This is a genomic window from Parapedobacter pyrenivorans (assembly GCF_014636865.1).
Taxonomy (GTDB): Bacteria; Bacteroidota; Bacteroidia; order Sphingobacteriales; family Sphingobacteriaceae; genus Parapedobacter; species Parapedobacter pyrenivorans.
The window spans coordinates 216,706-237,068 of the sequence record NZ_BMER01000006.1 but is presented as its reverse complement, the minus strand read 5'-3'; the positions used below and the strand labels follow the sequence as shown (position 1 = coordinate 237,068).

At 47.7% G+C, this 20,363-nt stretch carries 12 protein-coding genes; 4 read left to right on the top strand and 8 right to left on the bottom strand.

The window, feature by feature from the left end; genetic code table 11:
* Position 1: 1 nt before the first annotated feature.
* The 7 genes from IEV98_RS22295 to IEV98_RS22265 all read right to left on the bottom strand — a co-directional run bounded on the left by IEV98_RS22295 (position 2) and on the right by IEV98_RS22265 (position 13,126).
* On the bottom strand, positions 2-532 hold the full coding sequence (locus IEV98_RS22295; RefSeq protein ID WP_188508261.1) for a redoxin domain-containing protein: 531 nt from the start codon (positions 530-532) through the stop codon (positions 2-4).
* A gap of 166 nt (positions 533-698) precedes the next feature.
* Complete coding sequence (locus tag IEV98_RS22290; RefSeq protein WP_188508260.1) at positions 699-2,393, bottom strand: SusD/RagB family nutrient-binding outer membrane lipoprotein; 1,695 nt, start codon at positions 2,391-2,393, stop codon at positions 699-701.
* 19 nt (positions 2,394-2,412) lie between these two features.
* Complete coding sequence (locus IEV98_RS22285; RefSeq protein WP_188508259.1) at positions 2,413-5,715, bottom strand: SusC/RagA family TonB-linked outer membrane protein; 3,303 nt, start codon at positions 5,713-5,715, stop codon at positions 2,413-2,415.
* A gap of 418 nt (positions 5,716-6,133) precedes the next feature.
* Positions 6,134-6,637 carry a hypothetical protein gene (locus IEV98_RS22280; protein ID WP_188508258.1) on the bottom strand — a complete coding sequence of 168 codons (504 nt, stop codon included), beginning with the start codon at positions 6,635-6,637 and terminating at the stop codon, positions 6,134-6,136.
* A 177-nt stretch (positions 6,638-6,814) separates the two neighbouring features.
* Positions 6,815-8,410 (bottom strand): SusD/RagB family nutrient-binding outer membrane lipoprotein, encoded by a 1,596-nt coding sequence (locus IEV98_RS22275; RefSeq protein WP_188508257.1) that lies wholly within the window; start codon positions 8,408-8,410, stop codon positions 6,815-6,817.
* 19 nt (positions 8,411-8,429) lie between these two features.
* Positions 8,430-11,783: a SusC/RagA family TonB-linked outer membrane protein gene (locus tag IEV98_RS22270; RefSeq protein ID WP_188508256.1), complete on the bottom strand. Its 3,354-nt coding sequence runs from the start codon at positions 11,781-11,783 to the stop codon at positions 8,430-8,432.
* Positions 11,784-11,923: 140 nt separating this feature from the next.
* On the bottom strand, positions 11,924-13,126 hold the full coding sequence (locus IEV98_RS22265) for an ROK family protein (RefSeq protein WP_229738907.1): 1,203 nt from the start codon (positions 13,124-13,126) through the stop codon (positions 11,924-11,926).
* 250 nt (positions 13,127-13,376) lie between these two features.
* On the opposite strand from IEV98_RS22265, the gene IEV98_RS22260 reads away from it, so the two are divergent.
* From IEV98_RS22260 to pnp, 4 genes are all read left to right on the top strand, one after another.
* Positions 13,377-14,135: a class I SAM-dependent methyltransferase gene (locus tag IEV98_RS22260; protein WP_188508255.1), complete on the top strand. Its 759-nt coding sequence runs from the start codon at positions 13,377-13,379 to the stop codon at positions 14,133-14,135.
* Between the two features lie 10 nt (positions 14,136-14,145).
* Positions 14,146-15,357: an acyltransferase family protein gene (locus tag IEV98_RS22255; RefSeq protein WP_188508254.1), complete on the top strand. Its 1,212-nt coding sequence runs from the start codon at positions 14,146-14,148 to the stop codon at positions 15,355-15,357.
* Between the two features lie 91 nt (positions 15,358-15,448).
* Entirely contained in the window at positions 15,449-15,727 is a 279-nt protein-coding gene (gene rpsO / locus IEV98_RS22250; protein WP_188508253.1) for a 30S ribosomal protein S15, read from the top strand.
* A 143-nt stretch (positions 15,728-15,870) separates the two neighbouring features.
* Positions 15,871-18,012, top strand: coding sequence for a polyribonucleotide nucleotidyltransferase (pnp, locus tag IEV98_RS22245; protein ID WP_188508252.1), 2,142 nt, complete (start codon positions 15,871-15,873; stop codon positions 18,010-18,012).
* A gap of 59 nt (positions 18,013-18,071) precedes the next feature.
* Here the strand turns inward: pnp and IEV98_RS22240 are convergent, their stop codons facing one another.
* The gene (locus tag IEV98_RS22240) at positions 18,072-20,315 is read right to left on the bottom strand and encodes a GH92 family glycosyl hydrolase (RefSeq protein WP_188508251.1); all 2,244 of its coding nucleotides are present in this window, start codon (positions 20,313-20,315) and stop codon (positions 18,072-18,074) included.
* Positions 20,316-20,363 lie beyond the last annotated feature (48 nt).

The window sequence follows — 20,363 nt, the reverse complement described above, 5'->3', positions numbered from 1 at the left end:
GTCAATACATATTAAGTACACAACCGATTGGCTCGGTACGGGCTACGGTAACGATTTGATGCGATAGACTTTGATCGATCGCATCGGCAAGATACCGCTCAGTGATCAGGGTGCGTTTTTTTCCAACATCGGATGCCCAATTATCTATTGCTCCAAAGTATAGGAGTCTACTGTGTTTAACGAATACGGCGGTCGGTGTAATGGTTACATCCAATGCCTTCGTAGCCGAGAAATCGGGGTCCGAAAAAATGGGTATTTGCAATTGGTATTTGGACGCAAAAGCTAAAATTTCTTCGCGGGAATAGGAATTTCCGGGGAAAATGCCGATAAACCGGATTTGACTTTGGTATTTCGCAGATAGTTCATTGAGGGTTTTGGTATATAGCTGACATAGTGGGCACTCCGGCGATAGGAACACAAAAGCCGTCGCCGAATCAGCGCCGGTTGAAACGACCCAAGAACTGCCCGTTCGAATGTCGGTAAGCGTGAGCCCGGCGATTGGTACGGGTTGCGATCTTGCAGTTCCTGACATGGTCATCCATAATAGCAAGCAAGCTAGGGCCGGAAAAATAAACGGGGGATAATTTTTTAAAATCACCATTTGAATGTTTCCTCCGTCATTTTATGCATAAAGATAAAAAATTTAATCTGCCCGCGTCACGCGGGCAGATTAAATTGGTATTAGCAGCCAACTATCATTACTCCGATTGATCCCACCAGACTCGCCCAAGGATGCTGGTTGGTTCACCAAAATCTGGATCCTGTCGCATTTCTTCCACCGCGTCGAACCGGTTTTGATAATTATAGTCACCGGCCAACGGATAATTAATGACAAATCGCCGGGGCATCTGAATTGGCTGGTTGTCAACAAACCAAGGCTCAAAGGCAATAGCCGTATTGGCATTAGGCATCCCCGTTCTTTTGACGATGGCCCAAGCTTCGTTATAATTTCTGAAAAAATTTAGGTACGCCTGCATGATAATTTGTTCTAAGCCTCTTGCTGGATCAAACTCGATAGCTGGCTGACTTTTGAAATTAGCAATTTCTTCATCGGTTAACGGTGAGTAGTCATATACCATGGCTCGGTCGGCTGCGTCATCGTAAAACCGTAGCGATGCTTCTATGCCTTTGTAATACCATTCTTCGGCGTTTTCGCCAGTCATTCCGCGTTGTGCAAACTCAGCCCGCATGAAGCATACGTCTGCATAGGTGATTACAGGCATGGTGCCCATTCCGGTACCTCCATTATTTTCCGGCTGGAAGAGGCGATCTTGAATACGAGATACCGTATCCAGCGTGATTTCTTCTTCACCGTTTTCTATTTGTAATGGGCTGAAAAAGCGAATTTTGGCAGGATCTTCGGGAGAAGCAGGGCTGGAGTACTGGCCGTAATATCTTCTGGTATCAAATGTCGCATTTGCCGGTATGACGCCTTGTTGTTTGGCGATTTCGAAATTTTCTTCACTCCACATGTTTTTAACGAAGAAAAATCGGAGGCGCGGGTCTTGATTATTCCACATGTAGTCAACTACGTCATGATCACCTACGAAGGCCCTGCCGTTTCCGGTAATGTTCCAGTTGCCACCTCCGGTAAATCCCGCGCCGGGATAAAATACCCATGCTTCTTCCGCGCTGTTGATTACACCCCCGTCATCAGCGAGCACCTCCTGCACGATGCTCGCCATGCGTTGCGGATCCCGTTTAGACAGGCGCAATGCAATTGCCAGTCGGAGTGAATTTGCTGCTTTCACCCATTTGCCGATATCGCCTTGGAAATAGAGGTCGCTGTTTTCATAGCTGAATTGCTCAACCGGTTGGGTTGTTTTAAGGATGTTGACAGCTTCTTTTAATTCTTGATCAAAAATAGTATACAATTCGCTTTGGGCTTCATATGTCGGTGTAAGCGTACCCCCATAACGCGCTCCGAATGCTTCTGTGTATGCTAAGCTGCCGTTTACATCGGAAACATACCACGCGTAATACACTTTAAGAATGGTAGGAATGGTACGCATGTAAATGTAACGCGCTTTTTCTTCTTCAGGCATTTTATCGACAAGTTGTTGGATATCTACCAACAATGGCCCGACACCACCGTAGAACCGTCCATACCGGTTATTGGTATTTGCCGCTGATTCAGAAACCGTGATGCCATTGCCTGTTCGCTGGAGAAACGCTCTGGACCATCTTGGAATGAAGTTGTAATTATCATAGAACGCTTCGAAGTCGTTATCATGCGCATAGGTTACCGCCCGCGCAAACAGTGGTTGTAGCGTGATATCGACCACGGCATCCGGATCGGTATTATATTCTGCAAAATCTTTCTTGCTACACGCTGCACTAAAAAGTAAAGTGAAAAAGAGCAGATAAGTGGTATATTTTAAAGATCGTTTCATGGTTGTTAAACTTTAACGGTTAAAAATTCGTGTTTACCGTGATTGCAAAATTTCGGATGAGCGGCGTACCGCCACCGAGGAATGCCGCGGTAGCGCCGGTTGTACGAAGGTCCTCCGGATTAATATTATTGGGCAGGTTGTTATATAGGTAACCTAAATTCCTTCCGGTTAATGTCAGCCGCAGATTGTTTAGTTTTATTCTGGCTGCCGTTTCCCGTGGCAGGTCATAACTCACCGAAACATCTCGCACCATTACCCAAGATGACTCGAATGCAGCCCGCTCACGGATTCCATTTGCCCAGTTAAATGAATTGTTATAAAATGCCCAGGTGGGCATCGGGTTTTTCAATCCCATATCGATCGTTTCTTGATAAGTTAATCCACTAACGTCTTGTCCATTGATTAGTGTTCCCTGCGCAAAAACTCCATCAGGAATAAGACCCCACGCCTCATCTCCATTAGCATCGGTATAACTTACGCCCCCTTCTTCACCCTTTCTACCCCACAACGTGCTTGCTATTTGGCCGGTTTGAGAGCCATAGTGATGGGTTGGAGACCAAACATATCCGCCAAATTTGGCATCAAGCATAACGCTTAATGAGAAGTTTTTGTAATTAAAGGTGTTAACTAGGCTCCCCAGGAATTTAGGCATGGTTGATCCGATTTTAACTTCACGTTCTAAGCCCTGAGCATAGTTTTGAGATCGGAGGTAATAGGCGCCTGTTGCGGTGGGTGACATAACAAACTTGCCATTGCTCGGGTGGTCAATGGGATTTCCTTCTGCGTCACGTGCTTGAAACCTTGCATGCCCGTAGGGCGCTACCATGATGCCATACTCGCCTCCGATCTCTGCTATGGCACGAATACCATCGTCCCCTTCCAAACCAGCTACCGTGACCCCTGGCGCCAAATCAATAATCTTGCTTCGATTACGCGTATAGTTTAACGCGACATTCCAGGAAAAGTAATTCTTCTCTATCGGAGTAGCATAGATGCGGGCTTCGATACCTTGATTTCGGATATGCCCGCTGTTGATCAAAGCGTTGCTGACACCGGATTCTTGTGCGACTGGTAAATTGATAATCTGGTCCTTTGTATTCTTTTGATAGAATGTGAAATCCAGACCCAGGCGGTTACGCAGTAATTTCATTTCGGTGCCCGCTTCCCAGGTTGAGCTTCTTTCAGGAACCAGATTCCTGTTTCCCAGGTTGTTTGAATCAAATCCGTAACGTGTGATTTCTCCGTGTTCAGCACTGATATAATTGCCTTGAGGTAGGTAATAGCCAGTCATTGCGCGATAGGGATCGGTTCCTTTTCCTACTTGATTATATGAAAAACGTAGTTTTGCGAAATCGAACACGTTTGAAGGTAGGCGAAGGGCTTCATGGAAAGTCCAGGCAAGGTCCATGCCCGGATAGAAATACTGATAGGTTCCGCTTTCATCTGGATATAATAAGGTTGAATCCCAATCATTACGGCCGTAAAGGTTGAGCGTGAGCCAATTCTTATAGGTTAATGCGCCCTGAAAGAAAAGAGAGAAGCTTTGAGCAATCGCAGGCTTTCTTTCCGAGAAGCCAATGGCATTCGTTGAGTTTGATAGCCTAAAGATATCGGGGATACGCATGCCATTTGTCCAGGCATTAAGTCCCTTTGCTTCTGAGCGATTTAATTCCGCACCGCCTTGAATCAATACCTCGTAATCCCCATATTTTTTGGTTAGGTTTAGATTGCTTCTATATCGGCTTTGCAATACGCGGAATTGATTTGTACTATAGCTTCCTCCATTAAATCCATCGTTCTGCCCCCGGGTTTTTTGCTCATTTCCCACCGACAGCAAATTAACGCTGAAGTTATTTTCGAGCTGAATCCAATCTGTAAAGTTGATTCGCGCATTGATATTGCCCCTAAAATTCTCCTCTTTTTGCCTTTGTTGCTGCTCATATAGGGTAAAGAAGACCCCCTGTGAAGCTGTTGGATCGAGATCACTTGTCCCCCCGTTTACCGGATCAAGGTACTGATCCTTCCAATACAATAGGTCATATTCGCGGGGCATGCCCCAAGTCAGCCCATACATCAGGTTGTTGCCACCGCCCGAGCGATTTGGATTAAAACTGTTGCTGCCCACATAAGTTGCACCCGCGTCAAGAATTACTGCATTACGGATCCGGTGCGTTGCGCGCAGCGCAATACTATTTCTGTCAAATCGATTTTTAGGGACGACACCTTTGGAATAGGAATTCGAATACGAAATCCGGAAGGTAGTTTGCTCGTTTCCGCCTGAAAGCGCAAGGTTGGAATTAACGTAACGGCCGGTTTCGTAAAGATCCAGGATGTCATTGTTTGGTTGGAATAGCATTTCATGACCTGCAGGGTCCTTTATCCTTCGGCTGTCGAAAGCAGGCCCAAAACTCCAGCCAAAAAGATTGCTGGGCAGTATTTCAATGCCATCATTATCAGCTTGATAAGTTTGGTTTGGAAGTTGGCCCGTTCCGTATTTGTCTTGAAAGTCAACCGTCGCATAGGGATCGTCGAATCCTTGGGTATGCGTAAACGATACGCCAATTCCCCTTTGCGAATATCCTTTCTTGGTGGTGATTAGTATGACGCCGTTACTCGCGCGGCTCCCGTATAACGCAGTTACTGAACCGCCGTTAAGCACCGATATGGACTCAATATCATCCAAATTGAAATTTTTCAGAATATTACCAAAATCTTGTTCGCTGCCTCTGTTTGGAAGAACGACATCGTCATCCATTATGATTCCATCTACTACAATGAGGGGCGTGTTTCCATACGGATCCAATGAACCAGCCCCCCTGATGAGAAATCGGGGAGTAGCCTGAGGCCCGCCGGTACCGACGTTAACCTGCATTCCCGGAACCATACCTTGCAAAGCTGCGATTGGGTTAATGGCATTTGTCTTGGCAATGTCTTCGCCTGAAATTTGTGTCATCGAATATCCAAGCTGCCGTCGTTCCCTAGACTCGCCAAGCCCGGTGACAACTACCTCTTCGAGACTCCCTGTAGTTAATTCCAAAATGACGTCGATGTTTCGTTGAGAAACGATCTCGATCTCTTTTGAAGTATAACCAATCATGCTAAACAGGATAATTTCGCCAGTCGCAGCGCTTATCGTGAATTCACCTTCTCCGTTGGTCGCTGTTCCGCGGTTAGTGCCTTTTACCGTGACACTGACGCCAGGGAGTGGTTGGGTGCCGTCTGTGACGGTACCTGTTATGGCTCCCTGAGCAAAAGATGCGATGGCAATGCACCATGCAATCAATGTTGTGATGCATTGTTTTTGTAAACGTTTAATTTCCATACTTTTTGTTTTTAATGAGATTATCGGGTGTTTAATGTTGCACTTGTCATTACATCAGTTGGGCAGTTCGCAGTGTCATGTTTGCCGCTTCATAAACTACTTTTTACGTTAAATCACCTACCACTCAAATTTAATGGGAGGGTTTCAAATTGGTTAACGATCAAGGCTAAGCGCCTTGAATAATATTTATTAGTACAAACTTAATAAAAATACGTGTTTTTTGTAATAACTTTTTAAAAAAAATTATTAAGATAATGTAATTGTCTGATTTACAGTATTAAATTATATATTTGTATCGGATGTATCGCTCATAACAGTCCTTGATCCCACTTGAGGCAGGATAAGGGGTTCTTTCTTTTATTCTTGAAAGATAGCAAGCCTATTGTGTGCGGCGAGTTGATCTATCTCACGCTGGGGGCTAGTTTCGCGTAAAGTAATGCTTAAAGGCAAGGGTGTCAAAAACGCTTCCATCGGGCGCAGCCAGTACTACAGCCGCTTCTACCAACCATCGGTTTTTATCGACCAGTTTCCCTTTTAGTTTGCCGCCAACCGGTTTTAGCGGGATGGTATTGCAAAATGGACACATCGTTATGTGTACCGCCTTTTCACTGGCAATCGTATTTTCATCAAAATCGAAAAAAGACTGACCTTCGTGAACTTCAAAGAATAAGCCGGTGTAGGGCGCTCCTGTGGAACGATCTGATGACCAGTAATTTTTGTACTGGAATACCATGGCGTTGCCATGTTCGACCCGCGCTCCTTCTAAGCGTACCGATTCCCTGAATTGGGTCTCGCAGGTAGGACATTCGGTGAGGTTATCGGGGGTCAGGTTTGTTAATTTCTCTTTTTTGCAAGATACGATGAGCACTGTGCTAATGAATAAGATCAATATCGGTGCGCATAAATTCTTTTTCAATTTCATAATCAGTTGGTTGTTTTTTTGTTAGACGATAAGATGCTGGAACATGCTACAGTAACATAGAAACACTGTGATGATTAACTGGTTAACCTAAGCAAAGACGGCGGCAATTTTGCCGCCATCTTTGCTTGTTTTAAAAGGTATGGATCCTGCGATTAGTTGTTAATCGCAGACCGTTAATTACGGCATAAACCAAGGTTTTTTCGCTTGGTCGTCAGTTCCTCCCGTTGCGGCTACCCAATTGTCATGATTGGACGTGTTTTCAGCCGTTGGATAGGTCAGGCGGTTTAAATCGGCCGTTTCATCAGTACCAGCCAATGGTACATTCGGTGTGGCATTGCCGGTTCTGCGTTTCAACGTCCACGCATCGAATGGCTGATGGAACAGTGCGATCCATTCTTGCTTGTAGATTTGAGCTAACGCATCAGCTGGGTTGGCACTATAGGCAACGGCCGGGTTTGAAAGCATGGCTTCCAAGTCGGAAGCGGAAGGTTCTGCGGCTGGTTTGCCGACCGCCCAAATTCCGGAGCCATTGGCCAGTTTATGCCAGAATTTGACCGAAGACGTAATGCCGTCCTCGTAAAACTGTTGCGCTGTTGCTGCATTTGCGGTTACGCCTCCGATACCTCTATTATACACTTCTGCTTTCAGAAAACTGACTTCAGATCCTGTAATGAGCAGATCAGGGAATGTCCTGTCGTTGACATAATAGACATTCAGCGGCGAATACAGGTATTGTCCTGTAGGCTCCCACGTGGTTAACCTAGCTTCCGCATAAGGGTCATTTCCCCCCGTACCGTTGTCGGTCTCTGCCGCTGTACCGTTTGGAGGGTTTTGAGGGAATGGTTTCCATTGGCCATCGCTGTTTGGCTCAAAGAAGATTTTTGCACGTAAATCAAAAATTCCAGATCCATCCACCGCATTGTTGCTGGACATAGCACCCCACATGGTGGAACCGAGGCGCACATAGGCATTTCCCCGGAAAGAGGGACCTCTGTTTAACTCCATGCCGAGTAGCGTTGGATCAATTCCCATGTATTCATCGGGTTCGAGCATGGGCTGGTTGATTACTTCTGAAATAACGGCATTGGCGGCCGTCGGATTTTTTTCATACATGACCAACGCATACCTCAATCGCAACGAGTTCGCTAGTTTGGTCCATTGCGAAAGATCGCCGTGTAGCAGGGTTTCGTAAGCACCTAGCGAAACTTGATCAGCGGCATCGCTAAAATTATCAACTGCCCATTTCAAATCGGCCAAAGCCGCAGAAAAAATGGCTTCTTGGCCATCATACAACGGTGTGTAGTACTCGGCTCCCAAATAAGCCTTGCCGGCCTCGGAGTAGGGTATATCCCCAAACCACGTCGTGGCCCGTAGTGTTTTAAAAGCCATCAACGTGGTGAGCATTGCCCGGACGTTGGTATACGATTGGGCGTCGGGCGTTTCATCGATCAAGTCAAGGGCCTTTCTGAAATCGGTAAGGGCGAAATAGTAATTTTCCCAAATACCTCCAACCGTGTTGTCGAGCCGGTAACCCGAAGAGGCATAGTTGGCTGCCAACTGGGTGTTTTGATAAAGGAACGATGAGAATAATCCCCGGCCGCCTTCCTGCATGGAAGAAGCAATGCCATTATACAATTCCGGTATCTTGGCGGCATATACCCGGTTGTCCCAAGGTTCGTTGATATCCCCGAAATCCCGTTCGCAGGAAGACATCGCTAATGAACAGGCCAACGCTATCGGGAGCCCTATTCTTTTGATATATATTGATTTCATGTTTAATCTAATTAATAAGTTAGAATTGCGCTTTCAAACCAAAACCAAGTGAACGGATGCTAGGCATGCCGGACCATTGTAAGCCTTGTCCATTCCCTGTCCCATTGATGGCTTCGGGATTCAAGTGGTCGGGTAGGCTTGAGTAAAAGTAAAATAGGTTTCGGCCGATGAAGGAAACTTGCAGACCCTGGAAGACGCCCGAACGTTGTATCAATTTTTGAGGGAGGTTATAAGACAGCGCAATTTCCCGCATTTTTACCCAGGTGTTTTCGAATACCGACAGGCTCCTGGGCCGGTTTATATGCGTCCAGCCAGTGTAGGAACCAGCATACTCATAAATCGGATGGACAACGCGGTCATTCATTTTATCATCATCGTCATTATATCCTTCCATAATGACACCAACATTTGCGGTTGTCCCGTCGGGGAAGGTATAGGGTAGTCCGCCACCGTTCCTTTCCACTAGCGTGGCGGGGGAGATGCCACTACCCATGGCGGTAGAGTGATCGAACGAATAGATATCGCCACCGATTTTGAAATCGACCATTCCGTATAAGCTGAAATTCTTATAGCGCAACGTGTTGCCCAAACCACCTGTTAGCTTAGGAGCGGCATTGCCGATGGCTACGGGATCGTTAGTAATCTCATATCGGGTACCCCGTACAACTCCGTCTGCATCGACGACATTCCGAATGATTTTGTTGCCGTCTGCATCGCGTACGAAGTCAGTTCCAAAAATGGTTCCGTAAGAATCTCCAGGCGTGACCCGCATAAATACACCGAGATTTCCGAATACGTCCGCTATCCGTAATTCCCGTATCCCCGGTGCCAAGGCAACTACTTTGTTCTCGTTTCTTGCACCATTCAACGAAAGGCTCCAACTAAAGTTGGGGCTTTGTACCACCGCAGCATTGACGATAAACTCGATACCTTTGTTTGTCAACTCACCGGAATTGAAGGTGATTCCTTTGGCACCGGATGAAGGTGCAATGTCAGCAGATAGAATTTGATTTTGTGAACGGATACTGTAATACGTGAAGTCAAGGTTGATCCGATCATTGAGAAACCCTAAACTGGCACCGACTTCAATGGATTGTGATGTCTGGAATCCCAGTTCCTCCGGACTTAGTGTCTCAGGGATGGAATTGGTCGGTACGCCGCCAAAAGAACTGACATCATAAGTAAAACCCAACTTGTAGGGATCCGTTGCATTGGCACTTTCACCATAGGCTAAACGGAGTTTGCCGTAAGAGAATGCCTTGCTGCTCATATTAAACGCATCGGTAAATACAAAACTAAGACTAGCTGCCGGATAAAATGTCGAATTCTTACGCTTGGTCAATGTTGAATTGATGTCATTCCTGCCCGTTAGATCCAGAAATAGGTAGTCGTTGTAGCTCAAATTCAGAATTCCCAAGAGTGATTGTGATTCTACATGATACCTTCTTTCAGTCACGGAATAAAGATCAGGGTTCGTACGGTCTGTTGCCAGTATATTTCCTAACGAATATACACCTGGTACGATAAATGTACCGTCATTTACGCCGATCATCCCGCTTGAATTATTGGAATACAAATTGAACATCCCGGAAGCGCTCGCATTGAATCCATCGGTAAACAGGTTTTCTTTGTGAGCTGTTACCATGATGTCGGTATTGAGCAATTTATCCTTGTCGAGTTGCTTTTCATACCGGCCATCGGATACTTTGTCGGGATTGGGAACATTGTTGACAACCTCAAATTTAGAAGATATCAAATTGGCAGAAGTTCTTACGAATGCATTCAGCCAAGGCGTGATTTCGGCATTGAGTTTAACAGTTGAAATCAATTCATCCCGATTCAGTGTGCTGTTTTTTTCATAAAAATGCCAGTATAGATCGCGGCTGTATTCCTGCTGGGGATAAGCGGATCCGAAATCGAACTTCGATCCATCGGGGTTTTTGTAATACTGGTACTCGAGTGGTCGATACTCCCTAGACATTCCGTAGACGGAAAACTTTCCCCAGGAGTTATTCGTGCCTATTTCAGGGGTGTTTAGCCGGTTACTTTGATTATAAGCCACATTGATTTCGGCACTGAGGGCTTTGGATATTTTTAAATTTGATCCTAGTGCGATATTGGAGTTGTTATTATTGGTATTGGGGACCACGGCGGTGCCGTCTGTTCGGGAAGCAGACAGCCGTACCGTTCCATAGTCGCCACCTGCCGAAAAGGATACATTATGGGTGGTTTCGTTGCCCTGCCTATAATATGCCATCCGGTTGTCGGGTTGCGGTGAATATGGCCTCAATTCGCCATCCCACCAACGAACCATCTGTCCATCGAGTCTTGGGCCCCAAGAGGCACTCGCGCCAAACCAACTAAAGATATCCCAGGTGTTGAAACCTCCCGGTATCGTGCCGTGATAGCCACCGATGCCGGTGCCGCCATTACCATAGCTAGAACCGCCATATAGCGTAGGGAGGTAGAATTCTCCCGAAGCAGTTTTAGGCAATTCGGGATTTGCCGTCCACAAACCTGCAGCAAAACCACCACCATACTCATTTTGTATGTCCTGGAAACGGAACACATTCGTGAAATTACTCGTTACATTATAGCTCAATCCCAGCCCTTCCTGTTTCATGCCCTTTTTGCTGGTAATCAGGATGACGCCGTTCGCTCCGCGAGCACCATATAAAGCCGCAGCATTGGGACCCTTCAATACAGATACACTTTCAATGTTGTCCATGTTTAGGTAGCTCAGGTAATTTCCCCAATCCCGGATTCCATCCGTAACCTCGATGTTGGATTGCGCAACGGGCCGATTGTCGATAATGGCTCCGTCAACCACGATCAAGGGTTGGTTATTTCCGGTAACGGAATTGTTGCCCCTGATGACAATTCGGGAAGAAGCGTTGCTCAGCCCATTGCTAGTGGAAATATTGAGGCCGGCTATTTTGCCCGGAAGCCCTTGTGCGAGATCGACAGGGGCTGCAATCGTGATATCATCGGCTTTTATTTGTTGTACGGCATAGCCAATCGATTTTTTGTCTCTTTTAACACCGAGGGCGGTAACGACTACCTCGCCGATTTCGCCGCTGGCTACTTCCAGTGTGACGCTGATGATACTGGATGTGCCTACCGGGATAGATTGCGTGACATACCCCAATGCGCTAAATTGGAGGGTTTCTCCGGTAGAAGCTTCGATTGAATAATGTCCGTCGGCATCGGTCTGTGTACCGCGACTGGTGGCCTGTACCTGCACCGTTACTCCTGCGACAGGTCCGTTGGCATCCATTACGGTTCCGGTGATGGATGTCTGTGCATGAACACCCAGTGCTGCACCGAGCAGTGCAAGGGCCATGACACAGCATTTCATGTACAAATTTCTCATGTTGTAAATTGGTTAAAGTCCATAATTTGATTGATTGAATTGAAAGAAACTGTCGTTGACAGCGGTCGGATAATTAAAATGAATGTGTGTGTTTAAATGAATGTGCTGATTGGTTTTTAATTAGAAATGTGGTTAATTATCTAGTTTAGAAAAGGTTGTTCTTCCAATTGACTGTTTTCAATCACTAAGCTCGCGGCACCCAATAACTCGGCTTGATAACCCAATCCCGAGACCACTACCGATGTGTTCTCAACGAGCTTCGGGATGCAGAATTCATTAATGGCACGTTGTACCGGGGGGAGGAGTAGTTTTCCCGTCGCGGCGCCCCTGCCGCTTAGTATCACGCGTTCAGGATTCATGATATGGATGAGGGTAGCGATGCCTTTGCCCATCATAAAGGCAGCATCGGAAAGGGAGGCTACCGCCAATTGATCGCCCTTGCGCGCCGCATCAATAAGGTGGTCACCTTCGGCCTTGCTGTTGTCGGCAAAAAGTTTTTGCAGGCTCGATGTCGTGCCATTTGCTATGGCTTGTTTGGCATTTTCAACGGCTACCAGCAGCGACGCGTCTACTTCCAGGCAACCGCGCTTGCCACAGGAACAGAGTTTATTCGTGTGTGATAAGGGGATGTGACTGAATTCGCCTGCATAGCCATTGTGCCCGCGGAAAAGGCTTCCGTTCACGATCATTCCCAGCCCGATGCCCCAGCCCATATTGACGACCATGACATCTTGCATGTCTTTGGCGGCGCCGAAATGCAATTCGGCAATGGCGATGGAACTGGAATCGTTTTCAATGAATATAGGCATCCCCAATCGCTGGGCCAGCCGGTCGCGCAGGCCCATGCTATCGTTGCTTGTCAAAAACGAAGCATTGACGCCATTTTCGATGTCAATGAACCCCGGCATGCCGATGCCAACGCCCATGATATGAGCCGCTCGGATATTGGAAGCGGTGATATACCGTTCGATGGCAACGCATAATTGCTCAAAAGCCTTGGGATTATCCTGCAAAGACAGTGAAAAGGCGGTCTCTGGATATGCGACCTCATTCACTAAATTGTAGATCGCAATACGGGTGATGAACTGATCCATTGCCACGGCAACGATGTATTTCTTCATCTTTTTGTTCAGCCGGTATTTCAATGCTCGCCGGCCACCGGTGGAAGGCGCCAAACCATGCTCCACGACGTACCCTTCCTTCATCAGTCCATTCATGATGCTGGTAATATTAGGTACGCTTTTTCCCGTGTACGTGCTCATCTCGGCTAGCGATAAGGCTCCTTTGTAATAAAGCAATTTGAATACGGCTTTCTTTAATTGATCTTGACGCTGGATCTTCACAAGTTATCTTAATTGGCTATTTGTAATAAACTAATGCAAACTTAATAAATTGATATTGTATTAATCCAATACTTTTTAAAAAAAAATAGTAAGAATATGTGTATTGTTGATAATTAGATTATTATGTTTTTAAATGTTGGCGATATTGCCGTATCAACCACGAATCCAAATGATTTTTCGAACTATTTATATACTTTTACTCCGTAGTGGATAAAATCAATCAAACTGCTTATCGCTCAAAGTTTTGCTTATGCAACAAGATAGTGTGCGCCGGTTTTCTTATAGAGCAGAGAACTACGATAAGTTCCGTCCGAACTATCCGGAGGCACTGATTGATTTTCTGCAGGCATCGATTCCAATCCAGGCCAACCATGTTATCGCCGACATCGCTGCGGGTACCGGAATCTTTACGGAGCAGGTGGCTGCATGGGGCAATCTGGTTTATGTGGTGGAGCCCAACCCCTATATGCGGCAGATTGCGATCCGGCGATTGGCGGGATTTGAACGGTGCATATTCCAGGATGGTACAGCCGAATCGACGGGATTGCCCGATCATTCAGTAGATGTTATTGTTTCTGCACAAGCTTTTCACTGGTTTGATCCGGTGAAGGCGAAGGCCGAATTTAGACGTGTGGGCCGTAATGCTCCGCAGGTGGCTATCGTTTGGAACTTGAGAAATACAGACAGTCCTTTCGAGGTGGAATATGAACGGTTTATCCGCACCTATGCGGTAGATTACCTGAATGTGAGCCAACGGAAAATGAGTACGGAAGACGTGCTGTCTTTTTTCGCCCCCGTAATTCCAGTATATCGGGTTTTTGGACATGTGGATTTTCTGACCTATGAGCAGTTGCGAGGTCGTACGCTCTCTTATTCCTTCATGCCGGATGAAAGTTCGCCAATCTTGCCTGAAGTATTGGCGTCATTGACCGCCTTATTTGACGCGCATCAGGAAAGTGGCGAGGTACGGCTTTCCTATAAGACGCGATTATTTGTGGGGACAATTTAATAAGTTGAAAATGAATAAACGGTATTATTCTCTTGATGTATTTCGTGGCGCCACGGTGGCATTGATGATTTTGGTGAACAACCCCGGGAGCTGGTCGCATTTATTCTCACCGTTGGCCCATGCCGAGTGGCATGGGCTTACCCCTACAGATCTGGTGTTTCCGTTTTTTCTTTTTGCGGTGGGCAATGCCTTAGCCTTTGTGATGCCGCGGTTGCGCGAGTCGGGCGACCGGATATTCTGGCAAAAGGTGCTGAAGCGAACCGTGCTGATTTTCGGTATCGGATTGTTCCTCAATTGGTGGCCGTTCGTGCAGTGGCAAGGCGATGCCTTGGTATTCAGGCATTGGGTGAATCCCGATGATCCCGAATGGGGTATCCGTATTTTTGGAGTACTGCAGCGCATTGCGCTGGCCTACTGCTTCGCTTCCATCATGGTGTACTACCTGAAGGAAAAATCGGTTATTGCGGTTTCGGCTGTGCTGTTATTGGTATACTGGCTGCTCTGCGTGATGTTCGGTGGGAATGATCCGTACAGCTTGGCCGGCTGGTTTGGCACCGATGTCGACAAGCGGGTGCTGGGCGTTGCCCACCTATATAAAGGTGAAGGCGTGCCCTTTGATCCGGAAGGCTTGATGAGTACGCTGCCGGCTATCGTGCAGGTGGTACTGGGTTACCTGACCGGGAAATACATCCGCTTGCAAGGTAGGGTGGAATGGCTATGGCCGAAATTGGAGGTTTCCGGTGAACCCATTTATAAGATGCTGGCGGGCTTGCTTGTAACGGCGGTATTGCTTTCGTTACTGGGGTTATTCTGGGGCCTGGGTTTTCCCATCAACAAAAAGATATGGACAAGTTCATATGTGCTTTACACCAGTGGGTTGGCGCTGTCTGCGATCGGTTCGATGATCTGGTTTATCGAGGTGCTGGGTGTACGAAATTGGCTCACGCGGTTTTTTGATGTCTTTGGCAAGAATCCGTTATTTATTTTCGTGCTAAGCGGGGCGCTGCCGCGATTGTTGGGGTTGATACGCATTCCCGTAGGGATAAACGATGCGGGCGATGACCTGTATACCACGCCGCTTCGTTGGTTTTACACGGAGGTATGCGCGCAGGTGCCAGGCCCACCTGAGGTGGGGTCGTTTTGTTATGCCCTGGCATTTTTGGCCGTTTGCTGGGGCATTTGCTACGTGTTGGATAAGAAGAAGATCTATATTAAGGTGTGAGGGACAAAGATTTCCTTGGTTCTTAATAAAATTACGGTTACCTTTGCGCGCAATTAATTTTATTTAATCACGCTTTAATATTATTCAAGTAATGTATTTAAGTAAAGAGTACAAGGCGGATATCTTCGCCGAATTTGCGGGAAACGCAACCAACACCGGTTCTGCCGAAGGACAGGTGGCTTTATTTACCAAACGGATTGCCCACCTGACCGGGCATTTGAAATCGAACAGGAAAGACTTTGCTACCCAGCGTTCATTGCAGAAGCTGGTTGGTAAGCGCCGTGCTTTATTGAAATATCTTTTCCATAAGGATATTACACGGTATCGTGCTGTCATCAAGGCATTGGGCTTGCGGGATATCATCAAATAGCTTTCAGGTAAAATTTTGAATAAAGCCATCCGCCGGCTGGCGGATGGCTTTTTATTTTTTGTAAGTTTGCACGCAAAGTAAAAGTCTATTATAATAATGGTGTGTTGCGTAAAGATGAACAGCACATCGAATGTAAACAACAAATGAGTTACAACGAAATCAAAACAACGATCGATATGGGCGCAGGACGCCAAATCGAGCTTTCCACCGGAAAATTGGCTAAACAGGCTGATGGCTCGGTGGTGGTGAAGCAGGGGAACACCATGCTGCTTGCCACAGTGGTTTCCGCACAGGAACCCAAACCCGGAGCGGACTTTTTGCCGCTTTCGGTAGATTACCAGGAAAAATATGCTGCAGCCGGGCGTATCCCGGGAGGTTTTTTGCGTCGTGAGGCACGCCTGTCGGATTATGAAATCCTTATTTCGAGGTTGGTAGACCGTGCGCTGAGGCCACTGTTCCCCGAGGACTATCATGCCGATACGCAGGTAATGATATCACTGATATCCGCCGATAAAGACATCATGCCGGATGCCCTGGCGGGATTGGCTGCTTCGGCTGCCATCGCTGTGTCAGACATTCCGTTCAATGGCCCGATTTCGGAGGTCCGCGTAGCCAAGATCGATGGCCAATTGGTGGTCAACCCACTAATGAGCGAACTGGAACGCGCAACTCTGGAGTTTATCGTTGCGGGTTCTGCCAAGGATATCGTGATGGTGGAAGGGGAGGCTAAGGAAATCGCCGAGGCCGAGATGGTGGAAGCCATCGAATATGCCCACCAGTTTATCAAAAAGCAGGTGCAGGCCCAGGTGGAATTAGCCGAATTGGTCGGAAAGACGACCAAACGGGTATATAGCCACGAGCCAAGTAACCCCGAGTTGCGTGATCAGATTTTTGCCGCTACTTATGATAAGGTTTATGCGGTGGCCAAAGCTGCTTCGGCCAAGCATGAACGCAGCGAGCAGTTCAAGCAAATCGGGAGCGAATTTGTATCGGCGGCGTACGGTGAAGAAGAAATCAATGACGATACCGCATTCTTGATTAAGAAATATTACCACGATGTACAATACGAAGCGATACGCAACCTGATACTGAACGAGGGTATCCGGCTTGACGGACGGGATTCCCGTACGGTACGCCCTATATGGAGTGAAGTGGATTACCTGCCTGCAGCACATGGCTCAGCGGTATTCACCCGTGGAGAAACCCAATCCCTCACTTCGGTGACATTAGGTGCCAAAGACGACGAGCAAATGATTGATGGGGCATTTATCCATGGCTATAACAAATTCCTTCTGCATTATAATTTCCCCGCTTTTTCTGTAGGCGAAGTGCGCCCAAACAGGGGGCCTGGCCGTCGGGAAGTAGGCCATGGTAACCTGGCCATGCGCTCCTTGAAACAAGTGCTGCCTACAGGGGATGAGAATCCGTATACCATCCGCATAGTTTCAGATATCCTCGAATCAAACGGTTCGTCATCGATGGCTACCGTATGTGCGGGCGCATTGGCCCTCATGGATGCCGGGATCAAAATCAAGGCGCCTGTTTCGGGCATCGCCATGGGCTTGATTACGGATGAAAAGACCGGTAAATATGCGATATTGAGTGATATCCTGGGCGACGAGGATCACCTCGGTGACATGGATTTTAAGGTGACTGGTACTGAGAAGGGAATTGTGGGCTGCCAGATGGACCTGAAAATTAACGGGCTGAAATGGGAAGTCCTTACCCAAGCATTGGAACAGGCAAAGGAAGCCCGTTTACATATTCTGGGTGAGATGGCGAAAACCCTTACCGGGCCGCGTGCCGACTACAAACCGCATGCGCCACGCATTGTAAGCTTCACGATCGATAAGGAGTTTATCGGTGCAGTGATCGGACCCGGCGGTAAGATCATTCAGGAGATGCAACGCGAGACCGGAGCGACCATTGCGATCGAGGAAATCGATAATAAAGGCGTGGTACAGGTATTCGCAGACGACAAGGCTTCCATTGATGACGCGGTACGACGCATCAAGGCCATTGCTGCCAAACCCGAAGTAGGTGAAATCTATGAAGGTAAGGTGAAATCCATCATGCCATTCGGGGCGTTTATCGAGATTATCCCCGGTAAGGACGGCTTGCTCCACATCTCTGAAATCGATTGGAAGCGGTTTGAAACGATGGATGGCATCTTCAATGTCGGTGATATTGTCAAGGTAAAGCTGATGGATGTCGATAAACAAGGCAAATTGAAACTTTCGCGCAAGGCATTGCTACCAAAGCCGGAAAAGAAAGAGGAAGTGTAAAAACGCTCCGTTTGTCAAAACGATCTGAAGCCGGGCACATTCGTGCCCGGCTTTTTTTCTTAGTGCTCCATGCCCGGCCAGCTTTCGGCTTTCCGCCCAAAACGTTTGTTGGGCTTCGGTCCCATCCTGAAGACCAGTTCGCCTCCATTGCATAGTTCATCATGCCGGATATAGGTGTTTTCGTAAGGTTTTCCGTTCAGTGTCACGGATTGGATGTAGGGATTCCGCTCATCGTTATTGACCGTACGGATGGTGAATTCCCTACCATTGGGAAGCATAAAGTTGGTTTCATCGGCAATCGGACTTCCAAAGATATATTCGCCGCTGGCGGGATTCACGGGGTATAGGCCGGCGATACTCCATACTGCCCAGGCACTCATTTGTCCGGCGTCTTCGTTGCCCGCATACCCATCGGGCCCGTCGTGATACATGGAATCCACAATCTGGCGTACGCGCTCCTGTGTTTTCCAAGCCTCTCCGATGAAGTTATACAGATAGGCGATATGGTGGCTGGGTTCATTGCCATGTGCATATTGTCCGATGAAACCGCTCGCATCTGGAGAGATGTTTTCGCCGTGCATCTCGGAGGGGGCGGTGAACAGCTCATCAAGCTTCCTGCTGAGTCCCTCAGTGCCGCCATAGTGGGCTGCCAGTCCGTGTACGTCATGGGGAACAAAAAATGAATGCTGCCAGGCGTTACCCTCGATATACTGGCTTTTGTCGAAGTCGTGCTCCGACCAAAAAGGATCAAACGGTTCCACAAACAGGCCATCTGAATTTTTGGCGCGCATGAAGCCCGTTTGTGCATCGAATAGATTGGCATAAGATTTTGCCCGGTTCATGAAGGTGGCATGGTCCGCTGTTTTGCCGAGTTTTTTGGCAACCTGGGCGATGCACCAATCGTCAAACGCGTATTCCAGCGTAATGGTCACACTGCCACCCGCCTTATCTTGGGGCAGGTAGCCGTATTCGATGTAATCCGGCACGCCGCGTATATCCTGATAGGCGCTTTTTAACATGGCCTGGTATGCTCGTTCGGCATCCAGTCCCGGCCAGTCCTTGAGTATTGCGTCGGCGAGCACCGGAATGGCGTGGTAGCCCGTCATCGTATTGGTCTCCCAGGTGCTGAGGTCCCAGACCGGGAGCAGGCCGTTTTCATCATGGAAAGCCAGCATGCTGTTGAGCATATCCGTGTATTTTTCGGGTTGGGTGAGGGTAAACAGTGGTTTCAGTGCGCGAAAGGTATCCCAAAGTGAGAAGAGGGTGTAGCGGCTGGCCCCATCGGCCATGGACCGGATGTCACCTTTCGCATTTTGATACTCGCTATCCGCATCCGAATATAGGGTAGGGGCAATGGCCGTATGGTAAAGTGCCGTGTAGAATATGCGTTTTAATTTCTTATCAGCTGTTGTGATCTGGACTTTTTTTAATTCCATCTCCCATTGGTTTTCGGCGGCTTTACGGACGTTATCGAAATCCCACCCCTGGACTTCCCCTAGTGCTATCAGGGCCTTTTGATAGCTGGTTGTCGATAAAGCTACTTTTAGTTGGATGGTTCGATTTGCGGTGCTGTCAAATAGTAGTTGGGCGGATACGCCGCTGCCGTTGTCGTAGGTTTCGGCCATGTCGGTCATGTCCGATGCAGATTCTCCGTCATGGAGAATGGTTTTGTAGATTGGAGCAGAGGTCCGGGCCGCGAAATACACCCGCTGGGTTTCGGCCCATCCTGTTGAATACCGGTAACCAATGATCGTGCTGTCGTTCAGTACGCTGATGTGGGTTTCGGTTGGGCTGTCCCAATTCATATGAAAAGCCAGGTCGACGCGAACGGTTGGTGTACTCCCTTGGGGAAAGGTGTAACGATGGAGGCCGCACCGGCTGCTCGCGGTCAACTCGGCATGGATACCATTGTCTAATATAACCCTGTAATATCCGGGTGAAGCGGATTCATTGGCATGTTTAAAGGGTACTTTCAACGTTTTTGCCGTGTCGGCGAGTGGTTCTACCAATGGCATTACGGAAATGTCCAGCCAATCGCCGATGCCCGTGCCGCTGAGGTGCATATGGCTAAATCCAGCGATGAGGCTGTCAGTATAATGATAGCCGCTACACCAATCCCAGCCTTCGCGACCATTATCGGGACTTAACTGAACCATTCCGAAAGGTACCGTAGCGCCCGGGAATGTATGGCCGTGACCACCGGTGCCGATGAAGGGATCAACATAGGAAATCAACGAATCCTGTGCCCAAGAAAGGACACACAAGAGGGAGAGAATCCCAGAAATGCTTAAACGCTTTAGCATGTTTGTTTCAAAAAAGTGGATACCTTAATTTGTTGTAAAGCTAATTTA